The sequence below is a fragment of the Cupriavidus sp. MP-37 genome (assembly GCF_020618415.1).
GTDB lineage: Bacteria > Pseudomonadota > Gammaproteobacteria > Burkholderiales > Burkholderiaceae > Cupriavidus.
This window is the reverse complement of sequence record NZ_CP085345.1, coordinates 983,270-995,247: the sequence shown is the minus strand read 5'-3', so window position 1 is coordinate 995,247 and position 11,978 is coordinate 983,270. Positions and strand designations below refer to the sequence as shown.

11 protein-coding genes are annotated in these 11,978 nt (G+C 69.1%); 9 read left to right on the top strand and 2 right to left on the bottom strand.

Going from position 1 to position 11,978, the window contains the following annotated elements; translation table 11 throughout:
* Positions 1 to 95: 95 nt before the first annotated feature.
* A complete protein-coding gene (locus tag LIN44_RS21010) occupies positions 96 to 599 on the top strand; it encodes a DUF2628 domain-containing protein (RefSeq protein WP_227316169.1) in 504 nt (167 codons plus the stop codon).
* Positions 600 to 615: 16 nt separating this feature from the next.
* On the opposite strand, the gene LIN44_RS21005 is transcribed toward LIN44_RS21010, so the two are convergent.
* On the bottom strand, positions 616 to 1,518 hold the full coding sequence (locus LIN44_RS21005) for a LysR substrate-binding domain-containing protein (protein WP_227316168.1): 903 nt from the start codon (positions 1,516 to 1,518) through the stop codon (positions 616 to 618).
* Positions 1,519 to 1,707: 189 nt separating this feature from the next.
* Here LIN44_RS21005 and LIN44_RS21000 point away from each other — a divergent pair, with 189 nt between their 5' ends.
* From LIN44_RS21000 to LIN44_RS20990, 3 genes are all read left to right on the top strand, one after another.
* A complete protein-coding gene (locus LIN44_RS21000) occupies positions 1,708 to 2,622 on the top strand; it encodes an SDR family NAD(P)-dependent oxidoreductase (protein ID WP_171517072.1) in 915 nt (304 codons plus the stop codon).
* A complete protein-coding gene (locus LIN44_RS20995) occupies positions 2,622 to 3,866 on the top strand; it encodes a CaiB/BaiF CoA-transferase family protein (protein ID WP_227316167.1) in 1,245 nt (414 codons plus the stop codon). The genes LIN44_RS21000 and LIN44_RS20995 overlap by 1 nt, the downstream gene beginning before the upstream one ends.
* 240 nt (positions 3,867 to 4,106) lie before the next feature.
* Positions 4,107 to 4,313 carry a DUF6494 family protein gene (locus LIN44_RS20990; RefSeq protein ID WP_227316166.1) on the top strand — a complete coding sequence of 69 codons (207 nt, stop codon included), beginning with the start codon at positions 4,107 to 4,109 and terminating at the stop codon, positions 4,311 to 4,313.
* An 18-nt stretch (positions 4,314 to 4,331) separates the two neighbouring features.
* Here LIN44_RS20990 and LIN44_RS20985 read toward each other — a convergent pair whose 3' ends face one another.
* On the bottom strand, positions 4,332 to 5,510 hold the full coding sequence (locus LIN44_RS20985) for an AraC family transcriptional regulator (protein ID WP_227316165.1): 1,179 nt from the start codon (positions 5,508 to 5,510) through the stop codon (positions 4,332 to 4,334).
* 322 nt (positions 5,511 to 5,832) lie between these two features.
* On the opposite strand from LIN44_RS20985, the gene LIN44_RS20980 reads away from it, so the two are divergent.
* The 5 genes from LIN44_RS20980 (at position 5,833) to LIN44_RS20960 (ending at position 11,771) form a co-directional block, all read left to right on the top strand.
* Entirely contained in the window at positions 5,833 to 6,861 is a 1,029-nt protein-coding gene (locus tag LIN44_RS20980) for a tripartite tricarboxylate transporter substrate binding protein (protein ID WP_227316164.1), read from the top strand.
* Between the two features lie 54 nt (positions 6,862 to 6,915).
* Positions 6,916 to 8,628 (top strand): long-chain fatty acid--CoA ligase, encoded by a 1,713-nt coding sequence (locus tag LIN44_RS20975; RefSeq protein WP_227316163.1) that lies wholly within the window; start codon positions 6,916 to 6,918, stop codon positions 8,626 to 8,628.
* 34 nt (positions 8,629 to 8,662) lie between these two features.
* On the top strand, positions 8,663 to 9,646 hold the full coding sequence (locus LIN44_RS20970; RefSeq protein WP_227316162.1) for a tripartite tricarboxylate transporter substrate binding protein: 984 nt from the start codon (positions 8,663 to 8,665) through the stop codon (positions 9,644 to 9,646).
* Positions 9,647 to 9,667: 21 nt separating this feature from the next.
* Positions 9,668 to 10,447 carry an enoyl-CoA hydratase/isomerase family protein gene (locus tag LIN44_RS20965; RefSeq protein WP_227316161.1) on the top strand — a complete coding sequence of 260 codons (780 nt, stop codon included), beginning with the start codon at positions 9,668 to 9,670 and terminating at the stop codon, positions 10,445 to 10,447.
* A 136-nt stretch (positions 10,448 to 10,583) separates the two neighbouring features.
* Positions 10,584 to 11,771, top strand: a complete 1,188-nt coding sequence (locus LIN44_RS20960; protein ID WP_227316160.1) for an acyl-CoA dehydrogenase family protein — start codon at positions 10,584 to 10,586, stop codon at positions 11,769 to 11,771.
* Positions 11,772 to 11,978 lie beyond the last annotated feature (207 nt).

Below are 11,978 nucleotides of genomic sequence, written 5' to 3'. Positions count from 1 at the left end.
CGGCGCACACAGCCAGGGCCGCGCGCGCCCTATGCTGTGGCACAGGCCGCGCCGCGAAACCAGGGCGCCGCCGACGCAGCAGAGGGGAGGTTGGCATGCATGCATCGATCCGTGACGACGCGGCGCTGGCCGCATTCGTGGGCCCGCGATTTCCATACTACGGCGAGCGCTGGTCGGTGGCCGCGACCCACGGCGGCATCTCGTGGAACTGGGCGGCCTGCCTGCTGGGCCCGTTCTGGATGGCTTACCGGCGCATGTACTGGCAGGTGGGGGTCTATGCGCTGATCGTCGGCGCCGAGCCGCTGCTGCACGCCTGGTTCGGCCTGCAGTTGCCGCTGGCGGGCCGGCCGTTGCTGTACGCGATGGCGCTGCTGCTGGGGCTGTACGGCAACGAGCTGTACCGCCGGCATGCCGAGGCCACCATCCGGCATCTGCGCACGTACCACTACTCGCCCGAATTGGAAAACGACTCGCTGGAGCGCCGCGGCCGCACCAGCTGGCCGGGCGTGTTCGCCATGGGCCTGCTGCTGCTGACGATGGTGGTGTCGCTGCGTCCGCTCGCGGCGCTGATGGTCCACGGCGGGCCGGGCGCAGGCTGATAGGGCCCGCGCCGCGCTACACCGGCTCGCGCGCGGCGTCGACCAGGTACTGGATCAGGGTTTCGGCAAACTGGGGCAGTTCGCGCCCGGGCCGTCGCACCAGGCGCAACTCGCGCTTGGCCCATTCGTCTTCCAGCGGGATAAAGCGCAGCACCTTGCGGCTGGCATAGCGGCGCGCGCAGCTGTTGGGAACGATGGCAATGCCCGCGCCGGCCTCGACCATGCGGCAGACCGCATCGAAGCTGCCCACCTGGATGCGCAGGCTGATGCGCTTGCCCATGCCGGCGGCAATGCGGTCGAGGAAGGACTGGATCGCGCTGAACTGGTTCAGCCCGACAAAGCGGCAGGTATCGAGCAGGTCGGCGAAATGCAGCCGCTTGAACGTCGGCAGCGGATGGTTGACGGGTGCGATCACGATCAGCGCGTCGCTGCACAGGTGCATCGCGTCCAGGTCCTGCGTCGCGACCTCGCCGGCGACGATGCCGAGATCCGCCGCGCCGGCGCTGATCGCCGACACGATCTCCTGCGACAGGTGCTCTTCCAGCTCGATGTCCACGTCCGGGTTCTCGCTGAGGAAGCGCGAGACCCCGGCGGCGAGGAACGAATTGGTCGCGGTGGTATTGGCCAGCAGCCGCACGCGGCCCTTCACGCCCTTGGCATACGGCCGCAGGTCCGCGTGCAGGCATTCGAGCTCGCGGAAGACCTCGCGCGCATGGCGCAGCAGCGCATCGCCCGCCGGCGTGAGCCGCACGCCCTTGACCTGCCGGATCAGCAATTGTGTCTGGAACGCCTCTTCCAGCTGCTTGATCCGCGTGCTGGCGGCGGGCAGCGACAGAAAGCTGCGCTCGGCGGCACGGGTCAGGTTCTCCGTCTCGCCGACATTCAGGAAGAGGCGGAGGTCGGTCAGGTCGTAATGCATGGGCTTCTGTCAGGCCAAAGGCCAGTTTTGTGATTCGTGAATTCCAAAGGGTCGGGCGTCAATTTATCGTATCCGCTGCGGCATGGACATCCGGATTGACCGCACGGGCGGGCGCTGCCCGCTGCGCGGGGCTGTTTCGCCGGGTTTGCGGTCGGTGACCGCACAAAAAAGTATTCAGAGGAGCAAGCAATGAGCGGTTTGATGGCAGGCAAGGTCGCGCTGGTGACGGGCGCTGGGGGCGGGATCGGACGCGGCATCGCGCTGGCCATGGCGGCCGCGGGCGCCAGGGTGGTGGTCAATGACCTGGGCGTATCGATGTCGGGCGAGGGCGGCGACGCCGGCCCCGCGCAACGCGTGGTCGAAGAAATCCGCGCCGCCGGCGGCGAAGCCGTGGCCAACACCGACAGCGTGTCGACCTGGGCCGGCGCCAATGCCATCGTGCAATGCGCGCTCGACAATTTCGGCCGCATCGACGCCGTGGTCAACAACGCCGGCAACCTGCGCGACCGCATGTTCTTCAAGATGAACGAGGAAGAATGGCGCGCGGTGATCGACGTGCACCTGAACGGCACCTTCTTCGTCAGCCGCGCCGCGGCCAACTACTTCAAGGACCAGGAGAGCGGCGCCTACGTGCACATGACCTCCACCTCGGGCCTGATCGGCAACCTGGGCCAGGCCAACTATTCGGCGGCCAAGCTGGGCATCGCCGCGCTGTCCAAGTCGATCGCGCTGGACATGCAGCGCTTCAACGTGCGCTCGAACTGCATCGCGCCGTTCGCGTGGAGCCGCATGACCAGCTCGATCCCGGCCGAGACCCCGGAAGAAAAGGCGCGCGTGGCCAAGCTGCAGAAGATGGAAGCCGGCAAGATCGGCCCGGTCGCGGTCTACCTGGCCAGCCCGGCGGCGAGCGAGGTCAACGGCCAGATCTTCGCGGTGCGTGCCAACGAGATCATCCTGATGAGCCAGCCGCGTCCGGTGCGCTCGGTCCACATGAGCGAGGGCTGGACGCCCGAGTCGGTGGGCGAGATCGCCATGCCGGCGATGCGCAACAGCTTCTTCAAGCTGGAGCGCTCGCCCGACGTGATCAGCTGGGACCCGATCTGATGGCCGGCGGCCAAGCGCCGGCGCGCGGCGCGCTGGCCGGCGTGCGCGTGCTGGACCTGTCGCGCATCCTGGCCGGCCCGTGGTGCGCGCAGAACCTGGCGGACCTGGGCGCCGAGGTGATCAAGGTGGAGCGCCCCGGCGCCGGCGACGATACCCGTTCGTGGGGGCCGCCGTGGCTGCCCGGCGCGGACGGGCAGCCGTCGCGCGACGCCACCTACTTTGCCGGCGCCAACCGCGGCAAGCAGTCGGTCACGCTGGATATCGCCAGCGCGCAGGGGCAGCAGATCGTGCGCGAGCTGGCCGCGAAGTCGCAGATCGTGCTGGAGAACTACAAGGTCGGCGACCTCAAGCGCTACGGGCTGGACTACGACAGCCTGAAGGCCGTCAACCCGGCGCTGGTCTACTGCTCGATCACAGGCTATGGCCAGACCGGGCCGAGCGCGCACAAGCCGGGCTATGACTTCATCTTCCAGGGCCTGGGCGGCCTGATGAGCGTCACCGGCGAGCGCGACGACCTGCCCGGCGGCGGGCCGCAGAAGGTGGGCGTGGCGGTGGTCGACATGCTGACCGGCATGTACGCCACCGTGGCGGTGCTGGCCGCGCTGCGCCATGCCGAACGCACCGGCGAGGGCCAGCATATCGACATGGCGCTGCTCGACGCGGTGGTGGCGGTCGGCGCCACCCCCATCATCGCGCAGCGCGTGACCGGCCAGGCGATGCCGCGCTACGGCAATGCGCACGCCAACATGGTGCCCTACCATGTGTTCGCCACCGCCGACGGCTACATGATCGTCGCGGCCGGCAACGACGGGCAGTGGCAGGCGTACTGCCGCGGAGTCGAGCGTCCCGACCTCGCCGCCGACGAGCGCTTCGCCACCGGCCCCGGCCGCATCATCCATCGCGACACGCTGGTGCCGCTGCTCGAGGCGCACATGCGCACGCGCCCGACCGCGCACTGGGTGCAGGCGCTGGAAGCGCAGGGCATCCCGTGCGGTCCGATCAACGACTACGGCCAGGTGCTGGAAGACCCGCAGGTGCGGCATCGCGAACTGCAGCTCGACCTGGTGCGCGACGACGGCAGCCTGTGCCCCACCGTCAAGAGCCCGCTGCGGCTGTCGGCCACCCCGGTGCAATACGACGCGCCGCCGCCGCGGCTGGGGCAGCATACCGAGCAGGTGCTGCAGACGGTGTTGGGGCTGTCGGCGGAGCGCATTGCGCTGATGCGCGAGCAGGGCGTAATTTAAGGGCGATTGGGCCAGCCCAAAGGCTGTTCTCTCCCGCTGGTTTGCTCTCCTCTCCCGCTTGCGGGAGAGGGGCCGGGGGAGAGGGCCGGCGCCTCCACGCATTCAACCGCATCAATCCCCTGCACCCACACCACTCCCGGAATTCCGCGATGAACCGGCCAAGCGCCGCTGCACGGATTCCGTCCCTGGCGTAGGCTGTCCGGGTAGCGGCCGCATGCCGCTTCCTTTCCGGAGACAGCCATGGACGAAGAAACCTTCAACCTCAGCATCCGCAAGTTCCTGAAGGTGGTCGGCGTGAATTCCCAGCGCGAGATCGAGCAGGCCATCGCCCGGGCCGTGGCCGACGGCACGCTGGTCGGCAGCGAACACCTGCCGGTGTCGGTGACCCTGGAGCTGGCGGCGGTGAAGCTGCAGGCGCGCTTCGACGGCGAGATCCGGCTGGAATAAGCACGCTGCCCGCAGCGGCTATGCCGCCGGCACGCCTTCCGCCCGCATGCCCCGCATCCGGTATTCCCCCGGCGCCACGCCGGTCCATTTCTTGAAGGCGCGGTGGAAGGTGCTGGGCTCGGAAAAGCCCAGCCGCAGCGCCACGTCCTGCAGCGTCATGCCGGGGCGCTCCATCATGCCGATGGCCACGTCGCGCCGCAGGCTGTCCTTGATGCTCTGGTAGCCGCGGCCTTCGTCGCGCAGGCGGCGGCGCAGCGTCTGCGGCGTGAGCCGCAGCAGTTGCGCCATCTGCTCCAGCGACGGCAGTTCGTCGTCCAGGTGCGAGCGCAGGTGCTGGCGGATGCGTTCGGCCAGGCAGCTGTTGTCGCGGTAGCGGATCAGCAGGTTGCGCGGGGTCTCGCGCAGGAAGTCGCGCAGGCTGGCGGCGTCCTGCATCACCGGCAGGCGCAGCGAGGCGGCGTCGAAATGCAGGGCGGTAACGGGCTGGCCGTAGCTGACCGCAGCCTTGAACACGCGCTCGGTATCGGTGCGGCCCGGCGACGCCGCGGCGCTCAGGTCGACGCGCGCGAGCGGGATCTGCCCGGCGACCAGCCAGCTGACCAGCGCATAGGCATGGAATACGAAGGTCGATTCGGCAAAGCTGCGGCAGGCCGAGGCGGGCGCGCGCGGGTGCAGCACCACTGCCGCGGTGCTGCCGTCGGCGCCGACATGCAGGCGCGGCGCGAAGGCGTCGATGTGCTGCCGGTACAGGCGCAGCCCGGTGCGGATGGCGTCCTCGAGCGTGGCGCAATGGATCAGGCTGCGGCACACCTGCGCGAACACGCCGGGGGGCACGGGCCGGTCCAGCAATCCCCACAGTTCGTCGCGCATGACCCGGCGCAGCGTGCGGATCAGCGCCGCATACTGGCCCTGCGTCACGCGCGCAGTGGGCGAGGCCAGCAGCGCCGGCGAGATGTCCGCGCGCCGCAGCAGGGCATCGATGTCGAGGCCGAGCCGGCGCGCCCCCTGCAGGATGTGCGTTACGTGCTGGATGGCGATGGTGTGCCGTGCCGGAGCGGGCGCGGCCAATTCAGCCGTCGCGCCCGGGGCCGCCCGGCTGCCGGCATCGCGCTGGCGCGCGCCCGGCAAGGCGTGGCCGGAAATGTGCTGATTGCCCGGCAGCGGCGGGCGCAGCGATGGCAGAACGGCTGTTTGCATGGGTCTCCTCGTCACGGCGACGCGCCGGTGCCGGCCGGTTCCGGCGCTCTCCGGCGCTCTCCGGCGGGGCCGGGCCTCTGGCCACATCTTGCCGCCACCTTAGCAAGCCCGCGCGGCGCCGCACAATCGGGATTTGCCAAAGCCTGCCTTCCGCCTGAGCGATTCGGCCAATCATTTTGGCGCGTCTGGTCATTGTCCGGGCACCGCAGCATCGCGCACTCTCCGGCAAGTACCTCTACAAGGCCGGCCCACCGGCCAGGGCGGAATCCGCAGGGCAAAACGGCCCGTTCCCGCCCACCGAAAAAAACCAAGGAGACAGCACATGCAGGCAGATCGTCGTAGTGGGGAGCGTAGTCCGCGTCGCCGTACCCTCGGCCGCCTGGGCGCCGGATTGCTGGTGTGGAGCGGGTTGGCCGCCGGCATGCTCGGCGCCGGCCTGGCGCACGCGCAGGAATTCCCGGCGCGCACCGTGCGCATGGTGGTGCCGTTCCCGGCCGGCGGCGCCACCGACGTGCTGGCGCGCGCGCTGGCCGAGGGCCTGGGCAAGCAGTGGAAGCGCCCGGTGGTGGTGGAGAACCGCCCGGGCGCCAGCGGCATGCTGGGCGCCGAAGTGGTCGCCCGCGCCGAGGCCGACGGCCATACCGCGCTGCTGACGATCACGCCGCTGGTGCAGGCGCCCAGCCTGTATGCCCGCGCACCGTACGACCCGGTAAAGGACTTCGCCGCCGTGTCGGAGCTCGGCACTACCAACCTGGTGTTCGCGGTCAATGCCAACGCCGTGCCGGCCACCAACCTGAAGGACTTCATCGCGCTGGTGCGCACCAAGCCCAGGCAGTTCTCCTATGGCTCGTTTGGCGCGGGCTCCAGCGGCCACCTGTATGGCGAAGTCTTCAACGACGCCGCCAAGATCGACATGCTCCATGTCTCGTACAAGGGCGAGGCGCCGGAACTGAACGACCTGCTCGGCGGCCAGGTGCCGGCGGCGGTGATCTCGGTGATGGGGGCCAAGCCGCATGTCGCCACCGGCCGGCTGCGCGCGCTGGCGGTGACCGGACCGGCGCGCGCGCCGCAACTGCCGGACGTGCCGACCTTCCGCGAGGCCGGCATCGAGGGCATGGACGCCATGGGCTGGTTCGGCCTGCTGCTGCCGGCCGCCACGCCGCGCCCGATCGTCGAGAAGTTTTCCGCCGACGTCAACCGCGTGCTGGCCCAGCCCGACGTGCGCAAGCGCATGAACGAGCTTGGCGTGATCCTGACCGGCAGCACGCCCGACGCGTTCGCCCAGACCATCCAGGCCGACTACGTGCGCTGGGGCAAGGTGATCCGCACGCGCAATATCCGCCTGGACTGAGCCTTCTTCGTTTGACCTGCATCTGAACTCGCATTCGACCCACCAATCGCTGCAATGAAGCCTGCCACACGCACCACCCAGCCGTTCCGCTCCCCCGCCTGGCCGCCCGGCCTGCCGGCGACGCTGCATGCGCCGCGCACCAGCCTGTTCTACAACGTCGAGGTGGCGGCGCAGCGCTATCCGGACAAGCCCGCGATCCAGTACTTCGGCACCGCGATCTCCTATGGGGAGCTGCGCGATGAGATCGAGCGCATGGCCGGCTACCTGCAGCAGGCCTGCGGCATCCAGCCGGGCGACCGGGTGGTGCTGTTCAGCCAGAACTGCCCGCAGTTCATCATTGCCTACTACGCCATCCTGCGCGCCGAAGGCGTGGTCGTGCCCGCCAACCCGATGTGGCTGGAAGCCGAACTGGCCCACGTGGTGCAGGACAGCGGCGCGGTCGCCGCCTTCGCCGGCAGCGAGCTGTACCCGCGCATGGCGCCGCTGCACGGCCCGGCGCTGCGCCACGTGATCCTGCACGACTACGCCGGCATGCTGCGCGACGACGGCGGCCTGCCGGTGCCGGCCTGGCTGCGCGAGCCCCCGCCCGCGCCGCAGGCCGCGCCCGCGGGCGCGATGCCGGTGGCCTGGGCCACGGCCAGCGGTGCCGGGCACCGGCCGCTGCCGCACCAGGCCGGCTACGACACGCTGTGCATGCTGGCCTATACCTCCGGCACCACCGGCAATCCCAAGGGCTGCATGCATACCCACGGCACGTTGATGACCGCGGCCGCCGGTTCGGTGATCTGGCGCGGCGGCTCGCCGGAATCGGTGGTGCTGGCGGTGGCGCCGATGTTCCACCTGCTGGGCATGCAGAACTGCATGAACTCGCCGCTCTACCTGGGCGCGACAGTGGTGCTGATGCCGCGCTGGGACCGGGCGCTGGCCGCGGACCTGATCGAGCGCTACCGCGTCTCGGTGTGGGGCGCGCCGCCGGCGATGATGGTGGACTTCTTCTCGCAGCCTGGCATCGACGCGCGCGACCTGTCCAGCCTGGCCTACGTCGGCGGCGGCGGCGCGGCCATGCCGGAAGCGGTGGCCAACATGCTGCAGCAGCGCTTCGGCCTGCCCTATGTCGAGGCCTACGGCATGACCGAGACCGCCGCCTTCATCCTGTCGAACCCGCGCAACCAGCCCAAGCGCGAATGCCTGGGCATCGCCACCTTCGGCGTGGACGCGCGCGTGGTCGACCCCGAGACCCTGCGCGAACTGCCCCACGGCGAGACCGGCGAGATCGTGGTCCACGGCGGCCAGGTGATGCTGGGCTACTGGCACAACGAAGACGCCAACGCCGCCACCTTCATCGAACTCGACGGCAAGCGCTTCCTGCGCACCGGCGACCTCGGCTTCATGGACGAGGAGGGCTACTTCTTCATGCGCGACCGCCTCAAGCGCATGATCAATGCGTCCGGCTACAAGGTCTGGCCGGCCGAGGTCGAGAACATGCTGTACGGCCACCCGGCGATCCACGAGGCCTGCGTGATCGCGGCGCGCGACCAGCGCCGCGGCGAAACCGTCAAGGCGGTGGTGGCGCTGCGCCCGGAGGCGCGCGGCACGGCGGAGGCCGACCCGGAGCGGATCATGGCCTGGTGCCGCGAGCACATGGCGGCGTACAAGGTGCCGCGCATCGTCGACGTGGTCGACGCGCTGCCCAAGTCGGCGACCGGCAAGATCCTGTGGCGCGCCCTGCAGGAGCGCGAGATGCAGGCAGGCAACCCGCGCGCCTGACGCCGGCGGGATCATCAGCAAAGAGAGAGACAGCATGCAGCAAAGCAGACGCAACTGGCTGGCGCAGGCCGGCACCCTGGCCGGCGCGGCCGTTCTCGGCGGCATGGGCCACGCCTTCGCCCAGCAGCCGTACCCCGCCAAGCCGATCCGACTGATCGTGCCATACCCGGCCGGCGGCGGCACCGATACCGTGGGGCGGCTGATCGGCCAGCGCCTGGCCGAAAGCCTGGGCCAGCCAGTGGTGGTGGAAAACAAGCCCGGCGCCAGCGGCATGCTCGGCAACGACACCGTCGCCAAGGCGCCGGCCGACGGCTACACCCTGCTGCTGGCGATCACCGCGCTGATCCAGTCGCCGGCGCTGTACAAGCGCACCCCCTATGACGTGGCCAAGGACTTCACCCCGGTCTCGCTGGTCGCCAAGTCGTCCGACCTGTTCGTGGTGCCCAACCGCGTGCCGGCCAGCACCATGCGCGAGTTCCTGGCGCTGGCCAGGTCCGGCAAGCTCAGCTACGGCTCGTACGGCAACGGCACCTCGTCGCACCTGCATGGCGAACTGCTGCGGCAGCAGGCCGGCATCGAGCTCGCGCATATCCCGTACAAGGGCGCGGCGCCGCTGATGAGCGACCTGCTGGGCGGCCAGGTGGACAGCGCCTTTGTCGACGTGACCTCGGCCAACCCCTACCTCACCAGCAACAAGTTCAAGATCCTGGGCATCACCGGGACCCAGCGCTACAAGGCGCTGCCCAATGTGCCGACATTCTCCGAACTGGGCCTGGCGGGGTTCGAGCCCAATGGCTGGTTCGGGCTGTTCCTGCCCGGCAACGCGCCCAAAGACGTGACGGCAAGGCTGGCCGCCGAGACCGCGCGCATCGTGCGCCTGCCTGAAGTGACGCAGAAGCTGGCCGGCATGGGCTTGCAACCGGTCGGCTCCACGCCACAGGAACTGGCAGCCGTGGTGGCGGGTGACACGCCCAAGTGGGCCAAGATCGTGCGCGACGCCAACATCCAGCTGGACTGACACCGTACCGGAGACCTGGCCATGGAAACCATCCGCTTTGCCGTCGAGGACGGCGTCGCCACGCTGACGCTGGACGCGCCGGCGCGCAAGAATGCGCTGTCGCTGCCGATGCGCGAGGAGATCGGCGAAGTGATTCGCCGGATACGGGACGACGACAGCGTGCGCGCGCTGGTCCTGACCGCGGCCGGCACCGATTTCTCGTCGGGCGGCGACATCAGCTCGATGCAGGTCGAGATCAGCGCCGAGCAGGGCCGCAAGCGCCTGCGCAAGCTCCACGGCTGGCTCGAAGACCTGATCCAGCTCGACGTGCCGGTCATCGCCGCGGTCGACGGCGCCGCCTATGGCGCGGGCTTCAGCCTGGCGCTGACGGCCGACATCATCCTGGCCACGCCGCGCGCGCGCTTCGGGCTGCCGTTCCTGCGCATGGGCCTGGTGCCGGACTGTGGCGTGTTCTACACGTTGCCGCGCATGATCGGCCTGCAGCGGGCCAAGGCACTGATGTTCTCGATGCGCGAACTCAGTGCCCAGGCCGCGCAAGACCTTGGCATCGTCATGGAAATCGTCCCGGCCGAGGGCCTGCAGGCACGCGCCCGGGCCCTCGCGCAAGCGTTCACCGAGGCCTCGCCGGTGGCGGTCAGCCTGACCAAGCAGGCGCTGAATGCGTCGCTGGGGCAGGATCTGGGCACCATGCTGGCGATGGAGGCCGACGCGCAGGGCATCGCCTTTTCCACCGGCTACCGCCGCGAAGCCGCCGACCGCTTCATGGCCAAGCAGCCGCTGCGCTACCGCTGGCCGGACTGACGGGGGGGCCGTGCTTGCTGCCCCGCAGCATCGGCCACCCGGAAGTTTTCGCCCTTATTTATATAGGCAGGTATCCCGGCCTCGGCCGAAGCCTGCCGCTTCATTGTTCACGTTTACCCTGATACCAGTCCGACTTATGGGATCCCAAGACCAACACGCGGCGCCCGCCGCCCGCCAGACCCCCTGGATGAACGAAGAGCTGGAAATGTTCCAGGACACCGTGCGCCGCTTCGTCGAGCGCGAACTCGCCCCCAACGAGGCGCGCTGGGCCGAGCAAGGCTACATTGACCGCGACATGTGGCGCCGCGCCGGCCAGATCGGCCTGCTGTGCGCCAGCATCCCCGAGGAATATGGCGGCGGCGGCGGCACCTTCGCCCACGAGGCCATCATCACCCAGGAGATGTCGCGCGCGGTCTGCACCAGCCTGGGCAACAACGTGCACAGCGGCATCGTGGCGCATTACCTGCTGCGCTACGGCACCGAAGCGCAGAAGCAGAAGTGGCTGCCGCAGATGGCCAGCGGCGAACTGGTGGCCGCCATCGCCATGTCGGAACCTGGCGCCGGTTCCGACCTCAAAGCGATACGCACCCGCGCGCTGCGGGAACAGACCGCGGACGGAGACTGCTATCGCATCAACGGCGCCAAGACTTTTATTACCAACGGTTACCACGCCGACCTGATCTGCGTGGTCGCCAAGACCGATCCGGAAGCGGGCTCGCGCGGGGTGTCGCTGGTCATGGTGGAAACCCGTGACCTGCCGGGCTTCCGCCGCGGCCGCATTCTCGAAAAGATCGGGCAGAAGGGCCAGGACACCGCCGAGCTGTTCTTCGACGACGTGCTGGTGCCGTGCGACAACCTGCTCGGCACGCAGGAGGGGCAGGGCTTCTACCAGCTGATGCAGCAGCTGCCGCAGGAGCGCATGATCATTGCGCTGGGCGCGGTGGCGACCATGCAGCGCGCGATCGAACTGACCACCGAATACGTGCGTCAGCGCAAGGTGTTCGGCCAGCCGCTCGGCGACCTGCAGAACACGCGTTTCAAGCTGGCCGAATGCAAGACCGTGGCCACCATCGCCGCGACCTTCGTCGATGACTGCATGCAGCGCCTGATGGACGGCCAGCTCGACGCGGCGACCGCGGCGATGGCCAAATGGTGGTGTACCCAACAGAACTGCCAGGTCATCGATGAGTGCCTGCAGTTGCACGGCGGCTATGGCTACATGCTGGAATACCCGATCGCGCGCATGTACGCGAACGCACGCGTGAGCAAGATCTTCGGCGGCTCCAACGAGATCATGAAGGAGCTGGTTGCGCGCACGCTCTGACCCCGCCCGCGCGGACGCCGCGCTATCAGCACTGTCGGTGTGCTAGTGCGCGCAAGATGCGTAAAACGCCTGACGGCATGCGGAAAACGAAGGCCGGCACCTGTGCCGGCCTTCGTGCTTATGGTTACAAAACCGGATGTGCACGGATGGCGGGAAAGGTGTAAGGTGTGTCACAAGCATGGTCAATGGCCCGTCGCGCGCGGGGGC

Bases quoted from the DNA above. Each gene is read 5' to 3' on its own strand.
- LIN44_RS21010 (WP_227316169.1), top strand. From the start codon at position 96: ATGCATGCATCGATCCGTGACGACGCGGCGCTGGCCGCATTCGTGGGC.
- LIN44_RS21005 (WP_227316168.1), bottom strand. From the start codon at position 1,518: ATGCATTACGACCTGACCGACCTCCGCCTCTTCCTGAATGTCGGCGAG.
- LIN44_RS21000 (WP_171517072.1), top strand. From the start codon at position 1,708: ATGAGCGGTTTGATGGCAGGCAAGGTCGCGCTGGTGACGGGCGCTGGG.
- LIN44_RS20995 (WP_227316167.1), top strand. From the start codon at position 2,622: ATGGCCGGCGGCCAAGCGCCGGCGCGCGGCGCGCTGGCCGGCGTGCGC.
- LIN44_RS20990 (WP_227316166.1), top strand. From the start codon at position 4,107: ATGGACGAAGAAACCTTCAACCTCAGCATCCGCAAGTTCCTGAAGGTG.
- LIN44_RS20985 (WP_227316165.1), bottom strand. From the start codon at position 5,510: ATGCAAACAGCCGTTCTGCCATCGCTGCGCCCGCCGCTGCCGGGCAAT.
- LIN44_RS20980 (WP_227316164.1), top strand. From the start codon at position 5,833: ATGCAGGCAGATCGTCGTAGTGGGGAGCGTAGTCCGCGTCGCCGTACC.
- LIN44_RS20975 (WP_227316163.1), top strand. From the start codon at position 6,916: ATGAAGCCTGCCACACGCACCACCCAGCCGTTCCGCTCCCCCGCCTGG.
- LIN44_RS20970 (WP_227316162.1), top strand. From the start codon at position 8,663: ATGCAGCAAAGCAGACGCAACTGGCTGGCGCAGGCCGGCACCCTGGCC.
- LIN44_RS20965 (WP_227316161.1), top strand. From the start codon at position 9,668: ATGGAAACCATCCGCTTTGCCGTCGAGGACGGCGTCGCCACGCTGACG.
- LIN44_RS20960 (WP_227316160.1), top strand. From the start codon at position 10,584: ATGGGATCCCAAGACCAACACGCGGCGCCCGCCGCCCGCCAGACCCCC.